Genomic DNA, 18,346 nt, shown 5'->3' with positions numbered 1-18,346 from the left:
GGTGGGAGGTGCGGACCGGGGAAAGGAAAAGCGATGAACAAGGCGATTACCGACGGCGTGGTGCTGATGCCGGCACCCTTTGCGGCGGGTCTGGATGTCTGGTCAAGCGGCGATGGCACGCCGGGGTCAGACACCTATGAGAACGCGGCCAATGCGGCCTTTGTCCCGGCAGATCAGGATTTCGGCGGGGCGCTGGAGCTGCTGAAGACCCAAAGTACCCAACAATTGCGCTATATGGGGCAAACCACGCTGCTGCCGGGGTGTTACCTGCGGGTGACGGCGCGGGTGAAGGCGGTCAGTGGCAATCTGCCAACGGTGCGGATCGCGGGATACCCGGCGCAATCGGGCGGGGGCCGGGTGAGCGGCGTGACGGAAGCTGGCCCGGCGGAGACGCTGACGACCTATGGCGAGGTGGTCGAGGTGAGCGCGATCATCGGCAGCGGCGACCGGGGCGGCGTCGACATGGTTTGGGGCACCGGGGCCGTCTACGGCCATTTTGGGCTGGACCTGACCGGGCCGACCGGTGGCGTGGTTCGGATCGACGATATCGAGATCGAAGATGTCACTTCTGTTTTCCTGCGGGACATGCTGGCGCAGGTTGATGTGCGCGACTTTGGTGCGGTGGGCAATGGGGTGAGCGATGACACAGCCGCCTTTGAGGCCGCCAATGCCGCCGCCGACGGGCGCACGGTCTTGGTGCCTGCGGGGAATTATCTGCTGAACGGGGATGTCACCTTTGACACGGCGGTCAAGTTTGAGGGCCATGTCACCATGCCGGTGGGGGCCGTTCTGCTGCTGCGCCGCAACTTTGACCTGCCCAGCTATATCGAAGCCTTCGAAAACGAAGAAACCGCTTTTCTCAAATCGTTTCAGGCACTTCTGAACAACGCGGATCACGACTCTCTCGACATGGGCGGGCGCAAGGTGAATGTGACCGGACCGCTGGATATGCAGGCGGCGGTGCCGGACAAGACCAGCTATGCCACGCGTCGGGTGATCCGAAATGGCCAGCTTGAGGCGGCGTCTAGCAGCAATTGGGACACGGTGGTGGTGACCTCTCAGGCGCGCTATGCCGCCTCGGATAGCCGCAAGCTGACCAATGTGACCAATATCGCCAATATCCCCGTCGGCGCGCTGGTTGAAGGCACTGGGGTGGGGCGCGAGATCTATGTGCGCTCCAAAAACGTCGCCACGCAGGAGATCACCCTTAATGCGCCGCTCTACGATGCGGAGGGGACGCAGAATTTCACCTTCCGCAAGTTCCAACACATGGTGGATTTCAGCGGTTTCGCCTCGCTGTCGAAGTTCGTGATGGCCGACATCGAATTCCAGTGCAACAACCGCTGTAGCGCGATCAACCTTGCGCCTGCGGGGCTGATCTTTCACCTGCGCGATTGTTTTGTCAGCCGCCCCAAGGACCGCGGTGTCACGTCGATCGGCGGGGGCTGTCAGGGCATGTTGATCGACCGCTGCCAGTTCCTGTCGGCGGAGGATGCGCTGACGGTGCCGAACCGGACCTCTATCGCGCTCAACACCAACGCCAACGACGTGAAGCTGCGCGACTGCCGCGCCACCAAGTTCCGCCATTTCGCGCTGCTGGCGGGCGGCAACAGCATCGTGACGGGCAATCACTTCTTTCAAGGGGATGAGGTCGACAACGGTGTGCGCTCGGCGGGGCTCATCCTTGCCTCGGCGCATACCAGCGCGGTGGTGACGGGCAATTACGTCGACAACTGCTTTATCGAATGGACGAATGAGCAGGACCCGACCCCCGCCTTCACTTCGGGCTATTCGTTCAGTGCGCTCAGCATCAGCGACAATATCTTTCTGTCGGGGGAGGTGGCGCCTTGGTTCAGCTATATCGTGGTAAAACCGCATGGCGCGGGGCATTTCCTGAGCGGGGTGGCGATCACCGGCAACCGTTTCCGCAGCCTGAACGGCAGCATCGACCGGGCGGAGCGGGTGGATACGACCTTTGCCGACCTTGATCTGTCGCGCTGCAAGAACGTGGTGATGAAGGGCAATTCTTTCCACGCGGTGACCACGCAGGTGGAGAATATGGCCGAGATTGAGTTCACGCAGTCCACGCCGTCAGAGACTTGGGTGATCGATACGGCGGGCCATTTGCCTTTCGAGGGGCAGGCGCTGAACAGCGATGCGGTGGTGGCTCACGGTGCGATCCGCAACAGCAACAACGTGGCGCAGTTTGATATGCCTTACGTGACACATGCCGAAGGGCCGGACCGAGATCAGCTTCATGTGGTCTGGCCGACGCCGGTGAAGGGGAAGGTCTCTGTGTTGGTGCGGATGGACAACCGCTGATCCCGGCGGCTTGCTGAACCACTGAAGGGCCCTGCCGGAGATCGGCGGGGCCTTTTTTATCAGAACTCCCGCCAGAGGCTGAGGGTGAGGGCGGTATTTTCGGGCGCGTCGATTGGAATTTCGCTGCCCAATTGCAGACGGTACTTGCTGAAGCTGGGCGACAGGACGATGGACGGCGCGAATTTGGCGTAGGTTTCGCCACCGGTGTAGGTCAGAAAGACCTGCGCCATTCCGGTGGTCACCGGAGTGAAGTCCAGCCCGGCGGTGCTGTCGATCTTGATGACCTCTTGCGAAAACCCAAACTCCCACCTTGCCGAAGTATCGACGGTCAGCCAGCCGTTTCGCGCGCCCAAGGTGAAGCCGCGGCCCCAAGACAGCCCCGCCCTGAGGTGGGGAGAGATCTGATCCCCCGACCAGCTTGCTCCGGCGCCGATGTCATAGGCCCAACGCCCCATTTCGGTCGGCTCTCCCAAGGGAAACCGCAGGAACACGGTGGCATGGCCGCTTTGTTGGCCAAAGCGGCTTTGGGCGGTGTTCAGGTCGAAGCCGAGGGTCAGGGTCTCGCGCAGCCCGTATTCGATATAGGTGCTTTGGCTAAGGTCGTAGAAGTAGGTCGCCGAGAAGGAGCTTGAGATAAAAGTCGTGCCCTCTTCGCGCAGCCATGGTCCGGCTGGGGCGGCGGCGGGGCTTAGCTGGCAGGCCAGCAGGGTAAGGCAAAAGGCAGATCGCATGGCAGGCTCCTGCGGCGATCTTGGTTAATAGCGGTTAACAAATCGTTGCCTCGGACGGTCGAACGTAAAAACCCGGCGCCATGGGCACCGGGTTTCGGGGTCGTCTATGTCAGGGCTGTTAAACGTGGGCTTTGTTGCCACGTGGGCCTGCGATCAGCCAGACGATGAAGCCGAGTACAGGCAGGATGATGATGCCCAACACCCAAGCGATTTTGGCAGCGCCCGAGGCGTTTGAGGTGATGACCTGATAGATGGCGTAGATGTCGGCGATGAGGACGATGAGCCCTAAAAGTCCATATTCCATTGTATGATCCCTCTCGAATGCGTGTGTTTCTATTGAATCATCAACTTAAGCGAGGGCCAAATAGTTCCCAAGCCGCGCCGCGCAGAAGTGAGCCGATCTTTGCCAGCCCGCCCGCATGACGGGAACCGGCGCCGTCTGCCTTGGGTTTTGTCATTACAGCAATCATGAGAGGAACAAGCCATGACTGACACGACAGCACCCGCATCGCTGGTTTCTTCGGACAATGTGAACGGCACCGCCGTTTTCAGCGCGGATGGGACCGAAATCGGCCATATCGACCACCTGATGATCGACAAGAAATCCGGCAAGGTTGCCTATGCCGTGATGGGTTTCGGCGGCTTTCTCGGCATCGGAGAAGAGCATTACCCCGTGCCTTGGAACGCGCTGGACTATGATCCGGCCCGCGATGGTTTCAGGACAAACATCGACGAGGCCACGGTCAAAGGTGCGCCGGAACGAACCGAACAGTGGCACAGCGACCGCGCATGGCAAGAGCGCACGTTTGACCACTACGGCGTGCCCTACTACTGGCTTTGATCGGTATTCCCGACTGACAAGGGGAGGCGGTATCGCCTCCTTTTTTGTGGGGGCGATATTCAGCGCAGCCCATTGTTTTCGCGGCGCGGATCGGGTCTCATGCCGGGACGGCCGGTTTGGCCGTGACTGAAAAGGGAATTCTCGATGCGCCGATTGATCGCTTTTAGCCTGCTGCTTACCCTCGCGGGGTGCGGCGTGCCATTCGTACCATTCATCTGATGTAGGAGATCCGTTTGATGGAAGCCTTTCTTGATACGCTTGGCGCGGTGGCGCTGATCGCGCTTGTGGTCGTCGGGCTTGCTGCTGGGGCGATTGCTGGCGCCGTGGCAGGCCGGCACCGAATTCTGTACCTCATTCTGGGGGTTGTGGGCGCCGTGGCGCTGCCCTTTATCCTTGCCGCGCTTGGCGTCACGGTGGTGGCGGCGGGGGCTTGCTTTTGCTGCTGGTCGTGGCGGCGATTGGCGCGGCGCTGGTGCTGGCCTTAGTGGCGGCGCTTCGACGGTAGCCTCGCCGCTCTGACATTCTGATCGTGCGTAAGGGCCACCCCATGGGGCGGCCCTTACGCGTTACCGTTTGCGGCGCTTGACGTTGCCGCCGCGCATCCCGCCGCGGCCAGAGGTGCTGCGCCCCGAGGCCTGCTGGGCAGCATCGACGGCGCGGTCCACCGCCTGCTGCCGAGCCATCGGGTCATCGGCCACGGCCAAATCGACCGCCTCAAGCCGTTTGACCTCATCGCGCAGCCTTGCGGCCTCTTCGAACTCAAGGTTCTCGGCCGCTTTGCGCATGTCGGTGCGCAGCCCGTCGAGCACGGTTTGCAAATTGCCGCCTGCCAACGGGTTGTCGACTTTGGCGGTGACGCGGTTCATGTCCACATCGCCTTTGTAGAGCCCGGCAAGGATGTCTTCGACGTTTTTCTTGACCGTCGCGGGGGTGATGCCGTGTTCTTCGTTATAGGCGATCTGCTTGACGCGGCGGCGCTCAGTCTCGCCCATGGCGCGTTCCATCGAACCGGTGATGCGGTCGGCATACATGATGACCCGGCCTTCGGCGTTTCGCGCGGCGCGGCCAATGGTCTGAATCAATGAGGTTTCCGAGCGCAGGAAGCCTTCTTTGTCGGCATCTAGAATGGCCACCAGCCCACATTCGGGAATGTCGAGCCCCTCACGCAGCAGGTTGATCCCGATCAGCACATCAAAGGCCCCGAGCCGCAGATCGCGCAGGATTTCGATCCGCTCGATCGTGTCGATGTCGGAGTGCATGTAGCGCACGCGGATGCCCTGTTCGTGCATGTATTCGGTGAGGTCTTCGGCCATGCGTTTGGTCAGCACGGTGCAGAGTGTGCGGTAGCCATCGGCGGCGACTTTGCGGACCTCATCCAGTAGGTCATCGACCTGCATCTCGACGGGCCGGATCTCGACTTGGGGGTCCAGCAGGCCGGTGGGGCGGATCACCTGTTCGGTGAAAACACCGCCAGTCTGCTCAATCTCCCATGCCGCGGGCGTGGCCGACACAAAGACCGACTGGGGGCGCATGGCGTCCCATTCCTCGAACTTCAACGGGCGGTTGTCCATACAGGACGGCAGACGGAAGCCGTGTTCGGCCAGCGTGAATTTGCGCCGATAGTCGCCTTTGTACATGCCGCCGATCTGCGGGACCGAGACGTGGCTTTCATCGGCAAAGACGATGGCGCTGTCGGGGATGAATTCGAAGAGGGTGGGGGCGGCTCACCCGGTGCGCGGCCCGTCAGATAGCGCGAATAGTTCTCGATCCCGTTGCAGACGCCGGTGGCCTCTAGCATCTCAATGTCGAAATTGGTGCGCTGTTCCAGCCGCTGCGCTTCCAGCAGTTTGCCATCGGCGACCAGTTGGTCGAGCCGGGTGCGCAACTCTTTCTTGATGCCGATGATAGCTTGGGACATCGTCGGTTTCGGCGTGACGTAGTGGCTGTTGGCGTAGACGCGGATCTGGTCGAACGTGTCCGTCTTCTCGCCCGTCAGCGGGTCGAATTCGGTGATGCTTTCCAATTCCTCGCCAAAGAAGCTGAGCCGCCATGCGCGGTCATCAAGGTGAGCGGGGAAGATTTCAAGGCTGTCGCCGCGCACGCGGAAAGAGCCGCGCTGGAATGCTGCATCGTTGCGCTTGTACTGCTGCGCCACCAGATCGGCGATCACCTTGCGCTGGTCGTACATGCCGCCCGCTTTCAAGTCTTGCGTCATCGCGCCGTAGGTCTCGACGCTACCGATGCCGTAGATGCAGGAAACCGAGGCCACGATGATCACGTCGTCACGCTCCAACAGCGCGCGGGTGGCGGAGTGGCGCATCCGGTCGATCTGTTCGTTGATCTGGCTTTCCTTCTCAATGAAGGTATCGGACCGCGCGACATAGGCTTCGGGCTGGTAGTAGTCGTAGTATGAGACGAAATATTCCACCGCGTTGTCGGGGAAGAAGCCCTTGAATTCGCCGTAAAGCTGCGCCGCCAGCGTCTTGTTGGGCGCAAGGATGATCGCTGGGCGCTGCGTTTCCTCGATCACCTTGGCCATGGTGAAAGTCTTGCCCGTGCCGGTCGCGCCCAGAAGCACCTGATCGCGCTCGCCCGAGTTCACCCCTTCGGTCAATTCCTTGATCGCGGTGGGCTGGTCGCCCGCCGGAGCGAACTCGGTCACCAGCTTGAACTTATGGCCGCCCTCCAGCTTGGGGCGGCTGCGCACGTCTGGCGCGGGGTTTGCCAGCATCGGCATCCCCTCGGATTTGTCGGAATGGGCATAGGGCATCGCGGGTATCCTTCGTCAAGCTTCCCATAGGTGCCCTCTTTCACGCGGGGTTCAAGGGGCAGGGGGCCGCGAAGGGCGCTTTTGCCGCTACTTCATCAATCGTTTACGATTCTGTCGCACCTTGCGGGCAAGGGGCGCGAGCGAGGCGTTCATGACCTGATCGGGGCTTTTGCCCAGCATCATTGCCTGCGTCCCGGCGCTGAAGGCTTTAACCATGGCGGGGCCTTTCTCGGCGACCATGCGGTTATTTTCACCGGGGCGCGCGGGCAGCGCACCGGCCATGGCCAAAAGGCGCAGGGACATCACGATCTGGGTTTCGACCGCCAAGGCGGCAAACTGGCTTTGTAAAGCAAAGAAGGTAAAGGGGGTCATATCGTGCACTCCAATGAGGTAGCCATCATGTAGTCTCTGCACCGCAGCATGGTAGGGTTTATTTGCACGATCCTGCATTCCCTTGCCCCTTGGCACGGAATATTAGATAAAGCCCGAGGTTCCTGAAGCGAGAGTCCCGAAATGCGCGCACGTATCTACCAACCCGCCCGTACAGCGATGTCCTCCGGCACGGCCAAGACCCGTGTTTGGTTGCTTGAGTTTTCGCCCGCGGAAGCGCGCAGCGTTGATCCGCTGATGGGCTGGACCTCGTCCGATGATACGCAGAGCCAAGTGCGCTTGCAGTTCGACACCCGCGAAGCCGCCGAAGAATACGCCCGCGATCACGGCATCGACGCGCAGGTGCAACTGCCCAACAAGCGCAAGCCCAACATCCGCGCCGGTGGCTATGGCGAGAATTTCGCGACCGGGCGGCGTGGGGCGTGGACCCACTGAGGGGTAGACGGCTCTGCACTTCACCTGATCAACATCGCTGCTGGCCCCGCTTTCGGAGGGCTTGCGTGAATATGAACCGATGCCGCTGACAACTGTCACAATGGCGAGAACTGGCGTCGTTTAAGCGCCAGCGTCCTTCACTTCGTTCCGCTAAATCAGGTCCCGACCGGGGCTGCCGCCGCTCCGTTTCTGCGGAACGTTACAGCCCCGATGATCGCCTCAAATTCCCCACAATCTGGTGCACGCCGGAGGAATCTCGCCTTCGATCGCCGCCATGGCGTCGACGATAAGATCCTCGCGCCAGCGGCGGCCTGCGATTTGCACGCCGATGGGCTGCGGTCCGCTGGGCAGCTCTGCGATATGCGTGGGGATGTTGCCCGCGGGCAGGCCGGTAAAGTTCATGACGAAAGACCAAAGCCCCTTCCCCAAGACCTCACGAACGCCTTCCAGACCTTCGGTGTCGCGCCCGGATGTGAAGAACGGGGCGAACATGAAGGGGGTCAGCACGAGGGGGTAGTCCTCTAGGAACATCGACCATTCGCGCGCGTAATGGGTGCGTTTGGCGACCATGGAGAGCTGCTCGGTGCCTTTGAAGGGCGGGTATTCGGTGTAGTAATTTTCAAAGATCGCCTTCAGATCGTCAGACCCATGGGCCAGGATATCCTCGCCCATCAGGGCCTCGACTTCGCCCATGAGGGCGCGATACCCATTCTTCCCGGTTTCATAGGCGAGCGGCGGCTCCACCTCTTCGACGGCATAGCCCGCGTTGTCGAGCGCGGATGCCGCCTTGTCGAGGGCGGTGGCCACGTCCGGGTGCAGGCCAAAGCCGAAATCATCGCGGGTGAAAGCCACGCGGATCGGGCCTTCGATCGCTTCGCCGCGCCACGGCAGGGGCACGTGAAACGGATCACGCGCATCCGCGGCGATCAGGCTGGGCATCGACAGATGCAGGTCCGCTGCCCTGCGCGCAATCAGGCCCTGCACCGACATGGATTGCGCCAAAAAGCCCCGCTCGGCCCTCTGGCTGGGGTTGAATGCGGCCACCCGGCCCAGACCCGGCTTTACCGTCACCGCCCCATTGGCCGAGGCCGGGAAGCGCAGGGAGCCGCCGATGTCGTTGCCATGCGCCAGCGCGCCGATCCCCGCCATGACAGCCGCCCCCGCGCCGCCGGAGGAGCCGCCCGCCGACAGGTGTCGCCCCCAAGGGTTGTAGGTGCGCCCATAAAGCGGGTTGTCGGTATCGGCGCGAAAGGAGAATTCCGGCGTGTTGGTGCGCCCGATCACGATTGCGCCCGCTTGTTTGAGGTTGCGCACCACCGGCGCGTCTTCGGGCGCGATGACATCTTTAAAGGCAGGGACGCCGTTGCTGGTGGCGTGGCCCTTTTGATCTACGTTGATTTTGATGGTCACCGGAACACCGTGCAGCGGCCCCTTGGGCGCGCCGCTTTTGTCGAGCGCCGCCGCTTCAGCGCGGGCCTCGGCGGCGAGGTTTTCGACCACCGCGTTCAACGCCGGATTGACCTCTTCCATGCGCGCAATCGCCGCCTCGGTCGCTTCAACCGCCGAGAGTTTGCCTGCGCGGGTCGCGCTTGCGATTTCCTGCGCGTCCCATTGCCAAAGCGGTTTACTGTCGGTCATTCCGGTTCCTTTCGTTCAGTCATTTTTCAAAGCGGCATCCGCGCCCCGATGTCGCGAACTTCGGAGAAAGAATTTAGCAACGCAAGTAAATTCGGGGCGAAATGCGCGGGCGTTGATGGGGTTGGTTATATAGCAGGCTTTTCGTGGCCCTCGCGCGGCTGGCCAATGTTTGGGGGCAGAGCGATCCCGCAAGGGCGGCCAAAAACACGATCATCCGGCCATGATGGCGTTGGCGGCTTCGATGGCCAAGGGCGCTGCTTTGGCGACAAACTCTTCCGGCGTGTATTCCGAGAGGGAACCGGCAAGGTGGATCGCGCTGAGAGGGGCGCCGTTGCGGTCGGTGATGGCAACGCCCACCGCCACTTCGCCCAGTGCATATTCATCGCATACCACGGCAAAGCGATTTTCGCGGGCGAGGCTGAGTTCGGCCACGATCGCTTCGGGGTCGGTCTTGGTGCTGGAGGTGAAGGGATGCAGCGGCGCGCGGGTAAGAATTTCGCGCGCCTCGTCTTCGGGAAGCTGCGAAAGCACCGCCCGCCCGCCTGCGGTGCAAAAGGTTGGCACGCTGTGGCCCACAAGGGTCGCGAAAAAGGTCTCGCGTTTGCTTTGCATCCGCAGGGCATAGATCAGGCGCGTCTCATCATAGAGGCTCAGGTCGACCCGCTCGCGCAGGGATTTGCGCAGTTCCAGCAAGACCGGGGTGGCTTTTTGCACCACAGGGTCGAGCCGCAGCAGATCAAGCGTGTGATCCAGCAGGCGGATGCCCGGCAGATATCCGCGGTCGTCCCCGCTGCGCCGGATATAGCCACTCTTCGTGAGCGTATGCACCAGCCGTTGGGCCGCGGATCGGTCGATCCCGGCGGTCTTGGCGATGTCGGAAAGCGTCATCGGCCCGGTCGCGTGGTGGAAGGCCCCCAGCACCTGCATTGCGCGATCTGCTGCCCGGACGAACAATCGGTCGTCATCTGCCTGATTCTGCGCCGCCTGCGGGGCGTCTTCTCGGAAAAATCTGCTCATGAATGGCCTGTAGTTGACGAATCGTTAATGCGCCGCTTACGCTTGCTGTGCACTATAGGTGTATTGCACTGCGATACTCAAGGGGTGCAGTCCCGCAAATACAGGGGCTGGTAAGGCGAAGGAGACAGGTTTGGGAAGTGGTTCTGGAATGCGCGTCGCTGTTGCGGGCTTTCTGCACGAGACGAACACATTTGCCCCCAATCCGGCGGATATGGAGGCTTTCCAACGCGGCGGTGGCTATGTCCCCATGGTGCGCGGCGCGGCGATGTTCTCCGCCTTCCAAGAGGTCAATCTTGGCATGGCGGGCGCGCTGCGGGTTGGGCAGGCCCAAGGCTGGGATATCGTTCCGATCCTTTGGGCAGGGGCGATCCCCTCGGCCCATGTGAGCCGCGACGCCTATGAGACGATCGCCGGTGAGATCATTGAAGGCATCCGAAATGCCGGGCCGCTTAACGGGGTCTTTTTGGACCTGCACGGCGCCATGGTGGCTGAACATCTCGACGACGGGGAAGGGGAACTAATCCGGCGTCTGCGCGAGGTCGTGGGGCCGGATTTGCCCATCGCAACGGCGCTTGATCTTCATGGCAATATTTCTGAAGATTTTGTTTCGAATGTCGATGTGCTGGTCGGCTTTCGCACCTATCCGCATGTGGATATGGCCGAAACCGGCGCCGCTGCGGCCCGCCATCTTGACCGGATCATGACCACGGGCCTGCGCCCGGCCAAGGCCTTTCGCCAGATGTCTTATCTGGTGCCGATCCCGTTTCAATCGACCGAAATGTCGCCGGGGCGCGAGATCTATGAGGGTGTTGCTGCCTGCGAAGCCGCGGGGGCGCTTTCGGCCAGCCTGTTCATGGGCTTTCCAGCCGCGGATATACCTGACTGTGGCCCCGTGGCCGTGGCCTATGGCGAAACTCAGGCCGACGTAGATGCCGCCGCTGACAGGCTTGCGGCGTCTTATGAAGCCGCAGCGCCCGCTTTTCTAAAGAACGAAGCCTATGACCCCGACGCAGCGGTGGCAGAGGCGCTTTCACGCGCCGCCGGGGCGGGCCGGGGCCTGTCGTCATCGCCGACACCCAAGACAATCCCGGCGCGGGGGCGTTTCAGCGACCACCGGCCTGTTGCGCGCCTTGGTCAAGGCAGAGGCGCAGAATGCAGCCATCGGTTTGATCGTCGACCCCGCCGCCGCCGAAGCGGCCCATCTGGCCGGGGTCGGGGCCGACGTTAATGTCGCCCTTGGCGGCCATGCCAGCGTGACGGACGACGCGCCGTTTCAGACGACGGCCACCGTGGTGCATCTGTCTGACGGGACGCTGCGCGCAACGGGCCCCTATTACGGCGGCACGGCGCTGAACCTCGGCCCTTCTGCCTGTCTGCGCATCGGCGGGGTTCATGTCGTCGTGACCAGCCGCATTGCCCAGATGGCCGACCGCGAGATGTTTCGCTTTGTCGGCATCCCACCCGAAGAGATGGGCCTGCTGGTGGTCAAAAGCTCGACCCATTTCCGAGCAGACTTTGCCCCCATCGCGCGCGACATCCTTGTCGCCTGCGCGCCGGGGCCGATGCCCCTCAATCCGGCCGATTTGCCCTTCACGCGCCTGCGCGTTGGGCTTCGGCTGTCCCCAGATGGTCCCCGGTTCGGGGCCGACGGTGCACCTTCTGCACCACCTGACCATGGCGGCAAGACTGCCATGGCCCAATAAAAAATCAAAAGATCACTCAACAAGGGAAAACCACATGATACCTCTACGATCCGCACTGAAACAGTCGCGCGGACTTGCCGCCGCCTTCGCCGCCACCACGGCGCTTTTGGCGCCCGGCTCACTGGCGGCGCAGGATGGCGAAACGACCATCACGGCGGTCATGCACTCGGGCCTGCGGGTTCTTGATCCGGTCATCACCACCGCGCATATCACCCGCAACCACGGCTATATGATCTATGACGTGCTGACCGCCGTGGACGAGAATTTTGAGCCGCAGCCGCAGATGGCCAGCTGGGAAGTCTCCGAAGACGGGTTGGTTTATACTTTCACCCTGCGCGATGGGCTGATGTTCCATGACGATGCGCCGGTCACCGGCGAAGATGTCGTGGCCTCTCTCAAACGCTGGGGCAAACGTGATGGCGGTGGCCAGCTGATCTTTGACGTGACCGAAAGCCTTGAGGCCAGCGACGAAAAGACCGTCGTTTGGACCCTGACCGAGCCTTTCGGCCCGCTCTTGTCGGTGATCTCCAAACAATCCGCGGTGCCGCCTTTCATCATGCCCAAGCGCGTGGCCGAAACCTCGGCGGATGAGACGATCACGGAATACATCGGCTCCGGCCCCTTCGTCTTTAACCAAGATGAATACGAGCCCGGCGTGAATGTCACCTATGAGAAGTTCGACGACTACGTCCCGCGCGACGAGGAAGCCTCGTGGATGGCGGGCGGCAAGGTCGTCAATGTCGACCGTGTTGTCTGGACCACGATGCCCGACGCGCTGACCGCGATCAACGCGCTCTCGGCGGGGGAGATCGACTATCTTGAACAGGTGCAGATCGACCTGCTGCCGATCCTCGAAAGCAGCCCCGAAGTCTCGGTCGAGACTCGCGATGATCTTGGGTATGTCACCATCGGTCGGCCCAACCACCTGCACCCACCCTTTGACAACAAGCTGGTTCGTCAGGCGGCCATGGCGGCACTGGATCAAGAATCCATGCTGCAAACGATGCAGGGCGACCCGGCCTATTACAACGTCTGCGGCGCGATCTTTGGTTGCTCGACACCCTTGGGTGACGAAGCGGATGCAGAGATCGTGACCGGTGGCGCGGACCCTGAAAAGGCCAAGGCGCTGCTCGAAGAAGCGGGCTATGACGGCACGCCGATCGTGTTGATGGCGCCGACGGATGTGATCAGCCTGATCAACCAACCTGTCGTGGCCGCCCAAGCCCTGCGCGAAGCCGGTTTCGAAGTCGACATGCAGTCGATGGACTGGCAGTCGGTCGTGCAGCGCCGCGCCCAGCAAAGCCCGGTCTCTGAAGGCGGCTGGAACATGTTCTTCACCAACTGGATGGTGCCCGAGGTTTCGGACCCGCTGACCAATGTGATGGTCAGTGGCCGTGGCGACGAGGCATGGTTTGGCTGGCCGACTGATCCCGAGATCGAAGAACTGCGGGCCAAGTTCATGAAAGCCGAAGGGCCCGAGGCGCAAAAAGAAGTGGCTGTAGAGATCCAGAAACACGTCATGGATAACGTCAACTACATCATGATGGGCGAATATCTGATCCCGCAGGCGCGCCGCAACACGATCCAGAACATGCTGCCGTCGCCCGTACCGGTGTTTTGGAACATGACCAAAGAGGCGGAATAATCCAGCCCTCGGAGAGCGCGCCCGCCGCGCTCTCCACCGTCACCTCTGCACGCAGGCAGCGCCCCGAACCGACTTCGGGACTGCCTTCTTTCCGCCGAAAGGGACCTTCCGGAAAATGCTCGTCTATATCCTGAAGCGCGTATTGGCCACGATCCCGGTCATGCTGATCGTCGCCATCTTCGTCTTCCTTCTGCTGCGTCTCACCCCCGGTGATCCGGCAGCCATTCTTGCCGGCGATGCCGCCACCCCCGCACAGCTCGAACGGATCCGTGACCGTCTGGGTCTGAATGATCCGCTGCTGACACAGTTTTTCACATGGATCGGCCAATTGCTGCGCGGTGATCTGGGCGTCTCGCTTTTGTCGAATACCTCTGTGGCGGGCATGTTGGGCGACCGGCTGGGGCCGACCATCAACATTGCGCTGATGACCATCACGATCTCGGTTCTGCTGGCCGTGCCGATGGGCGTGATCGCCGCCTGGCGTCACCGGACATGGGTCGATTTTCTGGTGATGTCCTTCTCGGTACTGGGCTTTTCGGTGCCGGTCTTCGTGATCGGCTATATCCTGATCCAAATCTTCGCGATTGAACTGCGTTGGGTGCCGGTGCAGGGCTACAAGGCCCCGTCGGACGGCATCGGGCCGTTCTTCTCGCGGGCCATTCTGCCCTCGCTGACGCTGGCCACGATTTATGTCGCGCTCATCGCGCGGATGACGCGGGCCTCCATGCTCGAAGTTTTGGGCGAAGACTACATCCGCACTGCGCGGGCCAAGGGCGTGCGCGAGAATGTCGTGCTTTTCCGCCATGCGCTGCGCAATGCCGCGGTGCCGATCTTGACCATCATTGGCACCGGTTTCGCGCTGCTGATCTCGGGCGTGGTGGTGACGGAAAGTGTCTTTAACATTCCCGGCATCGGGCGTCTGACGGTCGATGCGATCCTCGCGCGCGACTACCCCGTCATTCAGGCAATGATCCTGCTGACCGCGGGCATCTACGTCTTCGTGAACCTCTTGGTTGACGTCTCCTATTCATTCTTCGACCCAAGGATCCGGTACTGACATGATCGAGCAACCCCAATCCCGTCACAGCGCCTTTCAGGTGCTGACCGGACTGCTTTCCCTGCCTGCGGGCGCGAGGGTCGGTATCGGCCCCATGCTGGCGGCTCTGACCCTTGTAACCATCGTGCTGGCCTCCATTCTGGCACCGCTCTACGTGCCCTATGACCCGCTCGCGATGAACTCAGCCGCGCGGCTCAAACCACCGTCCGAGGAATTTCTGCTGGGCACCGACCCTTACGGGCGGGACACATTCTCCCGGGTGATGGTGGGCGGGCGCGTGTCGCTGCTCATTGGCGTCGGCGCGGCGCTGGTCAGCGTCGCCATCGGCTTGGCCATCGGCCTTGTGGCGGGGTTCTTTCGGATGGCCGACAGCATCATCATGCGGATCATGGACAGCCTGATGGCGATCCCTGCGATCCTGCTGGCAATTGCCTTGGTGGCGCTGAATGGGCCGAGCCTTGGGTCGGTGATCATCGCGATCACCGTGCCAGAGGTGCCGCGCGTGGTGCGGCTGGTCCGCTCTGTCGTGCTCTCAGCGCGCGAGGAACCCTATGTCGAGGCCGCGATCGCGCTTGGCTCCTCCATGCCCAAAATCCTGATCCAGCACCTGATGCCCAACACGATGGCACCGCTGATCGTGCAGGGCACCTATATCTGCGCCTCGGCGATCCTGATCGAGGCGATCCTCAGCTTCCTTGGCGCGGGCGTCAGCACCGAGATCCCCACATGGGGCAACATCATGGCCGAGGGGCGGACCTACTTTCAGATCAAGCCGGGGCTGATCTTTTGGCCGGGTCTGCTGCTGTCGCTTTGCATCCTGTCGATCAACCTGTTGGGCGACACCGCACGCGATCTGCTCGATCCGCGCATGAAGAAACGGGAGGGCTGAGAGATGCAGTTCAAGAACAAAGACTTCTCGGAGGCGCGTGAGGTGCTCAAAGTGCGCGATCTGCGCATTGGGTTGAGCGGGCGTCCACAGGCCAAACCGGTGATTGACGGCATCGACCTGACGATCCGGGCGGGCGAAACGCATTGCTTGGTGGGTGAATCCGGTTCGGGCAAATCCGTGACCTCGCTCGCGGCCATGGGGCTGCTGCCAAAATCGGCCCTAGAGGTACAGGGCGGCAGCATCACGCTGGATGACTTCGAGATCACCAGCGCCAGCCACGCCCAGATGCGCCAGTTGCGTGCGCGGCGCATCGCGATGATTTTCCAAGAGCCGATGACCGCGCTGAACCCGGTGCTGCGGGTGGGCGAGCAGATCATGGAAGTGCTCAACATGCACAGTGATCTCAGTCAGTCGGAGGTTAAGAAACGCACGCTCGACATGATGGATCAGGTGCATTTGCCGGATGTGAACCGCATTTTCTCGGCCTTCCCGCACCAGCTCTCCGGGGGCAGCGCCAGCGCATCATGATCGCCATGGCGCTGATCCTCGACCCTGATCTGCTGATCGCGGATGAGCCGACAACGGCGCTGGATGTGACCACGCAATTGCAGATCCTCAAACTGATTGCCGAGATGCAAGAGCGACACGGCACCGCCGTTCTCTTCATCACCCACGACATGGGCGTGGTGGCCGAGATCGCGGATACCGTGACGGTCATGCAGCAGGGCAAGATCGTCGAACGCGCGCCGATTGAAAAGCTCCTGACCGATCCGCAAAAGGACTATACCCGCACGCTTTTGACGGCAGTGCCAAACCTCACCCCGCGCCCCGCAAGGGCGGCGGCAGCGCAGAGCGAGGTGGTGCGTGTCGCCGGGCTTGATATGACCTATGGCGGCGGCGGCTTCCTGCGCCGCAGCGAAGGGGTCAAGGCCGCGCAGGATGTCAGCTTTACCATCAAGCCGGGGCGGACGCTGGGCATCGTGGGGGAATCCGGCTCTGGCAAATCCACCGTGGCACGGGCCATCATGCGGCTGATTGATCCGACTGCGGGCAGCGTGAATGTCGCGGGGACCGAGATTGCCAAACTCTCGCGCCGCCAACTGCGCGACCACCGCAAACATCTGCAAATCGTGTTTCAGGATCCCTACCGCTCGCTCAACCCGCGCTGGACCGTGGCGCGCAGTCTTTGCGAAGGGCCGATCAATTTTGGCACCCCGCGTGCCGAAGCGATGCGCCATGCCGCTGAGCTGATGGAACTGGTGGACCTGCCGCGCGATGCGCTCGACCGCTATCCACATCAGTTCTCGGGCGGGCAGCGCCAGCGTATCGCCATTGCGCGCGCGGTGGCGATGAAACCCGATCTGCTGGTCGCGGATGAGGCCGTCTCGGCGCTTGATGTGAGCGTTCAGGCACAGGTGCTCGACCTTTTGGACGACATTCAAGAGAAGTTCGGCGTGGCCATGCTGTTCATCACCCACGATCTGCGCGTCGCGGCGCAGATTTGTGACGAGGTCTTGGTCATGCAGCGCGGGCAGGTCGTTGAATCCGGCCCCGCAGGCGATGTGCTGGCCAATCCACATCACGACTACACCCGCAACCTGATCGAAGCGGCGCCCGGCCGCCATTGGGATTTTGCCAACTATCGCGCGCTCGGCAGCGCTACCATGACGACAGGAGCCACCGCATGACCGTCCTTCCCAAGATCGAAGCCTTTGCCGCCGATCTCACCGCCATCCGTCAAGATATCCACGCCCATCCCGAACTGGGGTTCGAAGAGGTCCGCACCGCGGGCATCGTGGCCGAAAAGCTGCGCGCCTATGGCGTGGACGAGGTGCACGAAGGGCTGGGCGGCACGGGTGTTGTCGGCATCATTAAGGGCGCGGGCGGCGGCAACCGCCGTGTGGGGCTGCGCGCGGATATGGACGCCCTGCCGATTGTGGAGGATTCCGGCGTGCCCTATGCCTCGACCAACCCCGGACGGATGCATGCCTGCGGCCACGACGGCCACACCACCATGCTGCTGGGGGCCGCACGTTATTTGGCGGAGACACGGGATTTCGACGGCACCGTGGTGCTGATCTTTCAACCCGCCGAGGAGGGGTTGGGCGGTGCGCGCCGGATGCTGGAGGAAGGGCTCTTCGAAAAATTCCCCTGTGACGAGATCTACGGCATGCACAACGATCCAAACTCAGAGCCCGGCGTGGTCAATGTCACCCCCGGTGCGGCCATGGCCGGGGCGGCCTTCTTTGACATCACCGTCAAAGGCACCGGCAGCCACGCGGCGATGCCGCATCAATCGCGTGACCCCATCGTCATCGGCACGGCGCTGGTGCAGCAGTTGCAATCCGTGGTCAGCCGCAACACCCCGCCGACCAAGCCGATCGTGCTGTCTGTCACTAAATTCAACGCGGGCTCGGCCTATAACGTGGTGCCCGATACCGCCACCATCGCGGGCACGATCCGTTTTTTCCACCAAGACGTGATCGAGATGGCCGAGGCCCGGATGCGCGAACTCTGCGCAGGCATGGCCACTGCCTATGGGATTGAGATCGCGGTTGATATCCGCAACGTCTTTGACGTGTTGATGAACGATCCGGAACTCACCACCGCCTATGTCGAAGCGGCGGCCAGTGTGGTGGGGGGCGAGAATGCCCATGTCTCGACCGAGCAGGCCAGCGGGTCCGAGGATTTCGCGGATATGCTAAAGGTGGTGCCAGGCGCCTATTGCCGGGTGGGTCATGCGGGCAGCGTGCCGTTGCACAACCCCGGTTTCGTACTGGATGACGCCATTCTGCCCATCGGTGCCTCGATCTATGCAAGGATCGTTGAGACGCGCCTGCCGAAGGTCGGCAGCTAGGCCATTGCACCCACCCGCTTTGATTTAAGCCATTCGCCCTGCTGTCGCGCG

General features: G+C 62.0%; 15 protein-coding genes and 2 pseudogenes. 11 read left to right on the top strand and 6 right to left on the bottom strand.

The annotated features are described in order from the left end of the window. Positions 1 to 33: 33 nt before the first annotated feature. Positions 34 to 2,322 carry a glycosyl hydrolase family 28-related protein gene (locus tag ACFQAU_RS05380; RefSeq protein WP_132444722.1) on the top strand — a complete coding sequence of 763 codons (2,289 nt, stop codon included), beginning with the start codon at positions 34 to 36 and terminating at the stop codon, positions 2,320 to 2,322. A gap of 59 nt (positions 2,323 to 2,381) precedes the next feature. Here the strand turns inward: ACFQAU_RS05380 and ACFQAU_RS05375 are convergent, their stop codons facing one another. Beyond that, on the bottom strand, positions 2,382 to 3,053 hold the full coding sequence (locus tag ACFQAU_RS05375) for a hypothetical protein (RefSeq protein WP_120350179.1): 672 nt from the start codon (positions 3,051 to 3,053) through the stop codon (positions 2,382 to 2,384). Positions 3,054 to 3,171: 118 nt separating this feature from the next. Continuing rightward, positions 3,172 to 3,357: a PLDc N-terminal domain-containing protein gene (locus ACFQAU_RS05370; RefSeq protein WP_067622028.1), complete on the bottom strand. Its 186-nt coding sequence runs from the start codon at positions 3,355 to 3,357 to the stop codon at positions 3,172 to 3,174. A 180-nt stretch (positions 3,358 to 3,537) separates the two neighbouring features. Between ACFQAU_RS05370 and ACFQAU_RS05365 the strand changes: the two genes are divergently transcribed. Next, on the top strand, positions 3,538 to 3,894 hold the full coding sequence (locus ACFQAU_RS05365; RefSeq protein ID WP_120350180.1) for a PRC-barrel domain-containing protein: 357 nt from the start codon (positions 3,538 to 3,540) through the stop codon (positions 3,892 to 3,894). A gap of 236 nt (positions 3,895 to 4,130) precedes the next feature. Then, entirely contained in the window at positions 4,131 to 4,379 is a 249-nt protein-coding gene (locus ACFQAU_RS05360) for a GlsB/YeaQ/YmgE family stress response membrane protein (protein WP_386281047.1), read from the top strand. A gap of 81 nt (positions 4,380 to 4,460) precedes the next feature. On the opposite strand, the pseudogene uvrB reads toward ACFQAU_RS05360, so the two are convergent. Continuing rightward, positions 4,461 to 6,664, bottom strand: a pseudogene (uvrB, locus tag ACFQAU_RS05355) (excinuclease ABC subunit UvrB). Between the two features lie 87 nt (positions 6,665 to 6,751). After that, positions 6,752 to 7,114, bottom strand: a complete 363-nt coding sequence (locus tag ACFQAU_RS05350) for an antifreeze protein (RefSeq protein WP_240791591.1) — start codon at positions 7,112 to 7,114, stop codon at positions 6,752 to 6,754. Between the two features lie 63 nt (positions 7,115 to 7,177). On the opposite strand from ACFQAU_RS05350, the gene ACFQAU_RS05345 reads away from it, so the two are divergent. After that, a complete protein-coding gene (locus tag ACFQAU_RS05345; RefSeq protein WP_067622040.1) occupies positions 7,178 to 7,489 on the top strand; it encodes an ETC complex I subunit in 312 nt (103 codons plus the stop codon). Between the two features lie 219 nt (positions 7,490 to 7,708). Here the strand turns inward: ACFQAU_RS05345 and ACFQAU_RS05340 are convergent, their stop codons facing one another. Together ACFQAU_RS05340 and ACFQAU_RS05335 are read right to left on the bottom strand one after the other, a co-directional pair. Then, the gene (locus ACFQAU_RS05340; protein ID WP_132444720.1) at positions 7,709 to 9,127 is read right to left on the bottom strand and encodes an amidase; all 1,419 of its coding nucleotides are present in this window, start codon (positions 9,125 to 9,127) and stop codon (positions 7,709 to 7,711) included. A 210-nt stretch (positions 9,128 to 9,337) separates the two neighbouring features. After that, the gene (locus ACFQAU_RS05335) at positions 9,338 to 10,144 is read right to left on the bottom strand and encodes an IclR family transcriptional regulator (protein WP_132444718.1); all 807 of its coding nucleotides are present in this window, start codon (positions 10,142 to 10,144) and stop codon (positions 9,338 to 9,340) included. Positions 10,145 to 10,292: 148 nt separating this feature from the next. On the opposite strand from ACFQAU_RS05335, the gene ACFQAU_RS05330 reads away from it, so the two are divergent. From ACFQAU_RS05330 to ACFQAU_RS05300, 7 genes and pseudogenes are all read left to right on the top strand, one after another. Continuing rightward, on the top strand, positions 10,293 to 11,372 hold the full coding sequence (locus ACFQAU_RS05330; protein ID WP_386281034.1) for a M81 family metallopeptidase: 1,080 nt from the start codon (positions 10,293 to 10,295) through the stop codon (positions 11,370 to 11,372). After that, entirely contained in the window at positions 11,266 to 11,847 is a 582-nt protein-coding gene (locus ACFQAU_RS05325; protein ID WP_386281030.1) for an MlrC C-terminal domain-containing protein, read from the top strand. The genes ACFQAU_RS05330 and ACFQAU_RS05325 overlap by 107 nt, the downstream gene beginning before the upstream one ends. A gap of 34 nt (positions 11,848 to 11,881) precedes the next feature. After that, complete coding sequence (locus tag ACFQAU_RS05320) at positions 11,882 to 13,492, top strand: ABC transporter substrate-binding protein (protein ID WP_132444714.1); 1,611 nt, start codon at positions 11,882 to 11,884, stop codon at positions 13,490 to 13,492. Positions 13,493 to 13,607: 115 nt separating this feature from the next. Next, positions 13,608 to 14,549: an ABC transporter permease gene (locus tag ACFQAU_RS05315; protein ID WP_120350187.1), complete on the top strand. Its 942-nt coding sequence runs from the start codon at positions 13,608 to 13,610 to the stop codon at positions 14,547 to 14,549. A 1-nt stretch (position 14,550) separates the two neighbouring features. Next, positions 14,551 to 15,438, top strand: coding sequence for an ABC transporter permease (locus ACFQAU_RS05310; protein ID WP_067625113.1), 888 nt, complete (start codon positions 14,551 to 14,553; stop codon positions 15,436 to 15,438). Positions 15,439 to 15,441: 3 nt separating this feature from the next. Then, positions 15,442 to 17,126, top strand: a pseudogene (locus ACFQAU_RS05305) (ABC transporter ATP-binding protein). Further along, on the top strand, positions 17,123 to 18,295 hold the full coding sequence (locus tag ACFQAU_RS05300; RefSeq protein WP_132444710.1) for a M20 aminoacylase family protein: 1,173 nt from the start codon (positions 17,123 to 17,125) through the stop codon (positions 18,293 to 18,295). Before ACFQAU_RS05305 ends, ACFQAU_RS05300 begins: the two are co-directional and overlap by 4 nt. Positions 18,296 to 18,346 lie beyond the last annotated feature (51 nt).

It is taken from the genome of Sulfitobacter profundi (assembly GCF_042661425.1).
GTDB lineage: Bacteria > Pseudomonadota > Alphaproteobacteria > Rhodobacterales > Rhodobacteraceae > Sulfitobacter > Sulfitobacter profundi.
Note: the sequence above shows the minus strand (reverse complement) of the source record. Positions and strands in the feature narration are given on the sequence as shown.

Coding starts and splice junctions, on each gene's coding strand:
- ACFQAU_RS05330 (WP_386281034.1), top strand. CDS start 10,293: ATGCGCGTCGCTGTTGCGGGCTTTCTGCACGAGACGAACACATTTGCC.
- ACFQAU_RS05335 (WP_132444718.1), bottom strand. CDS start 10,144: ATGAGCAGATTTTTCCGAGAAGACGCCCCGCAGGCGGCGCAGAATCAG.
- ACFQAU_RS05340 (WP_132444720.1), bottom strand. CDS start 9,127: ATGACCGACAGTAAACCGCTTTGGCAATGGGACGCGCAGGAAATCGCA.
- ACFQAU_RS05310 (WP_067625113.1), top strand. CDS start 14,551: ATGATCGAGCAACCCCAATCCCGTCACAGCGCCTTTCAGGTGCTGACC.
- ACFQAU_RS05300 (WP_132444710.1), top strand. CDS start 17,123: ATGACCGTCCTTCCCAAGATCGAAGCCTTTGCCGCCGATCTCACCGCC.
- ACFQAU_RS05365 (WP_120350180.1), top strand. CDS start 3,538: ATGACTGACACGACAGCACCCGCATCGCTGGTTTCTTCGGACAATGTG.
- ACFQAU_RS05370 (WP_067622028.1), bottom strand. CDS start 3,357: ATGGAATATGGACTTTTAGGGCTCATCGTCCTCATCGCCGACATCTAC.
- ACFQAU_RS05315 (WP_120350187.1), top strand. CDS start 13,608: ATGCTCGTCTATATCCTGAAGCGCGTATTGGCCACGATCCCGGTCATG.
- ACFQAU_RS05375 (WP_120350179.1), bottom strand. CDS start 3,053: ATGCGATCTGCCTTTTGCCTTACCCTGCTGGCCTGCCAGCTAAGCCCC.
- ACFQAU_RS05380 (WP_132444722.1), top strand. CDS start 34: ATGAACAAGGCGATTACCGACGGCGTGGTGCTGATGCCGGCACCCTTT.
- ACFQAU_RS05320 (WP_132444714.1), top strand. CDS start 11,882: ATGATACCTCTACGATCCGCACTGAAACAGTCGCGCGGACTTGCCGCC.
- ACFQAU_RS05360 (WP_386281047.1), top strand. CDS start 4,131: ATGGAAGCCTTTCTTGATACGCTTGGCGCGGTGGCGCTGATCGCGCTT.
- ACFQAU_RS05350 (WP_240791591.1), bottom strand. CDS start 7,114: ATGCAGGATCGTGCAAATAAACCCTACCATGCTGCGGTGCAGAGACTA.
- ACFQAU_RS05345 (WP_067622040.1), top strand. CDS start 7,178: ATGCGCGCACGTATCTACCAACCCGCCCGTACAGCGATGTCCTCCGGC.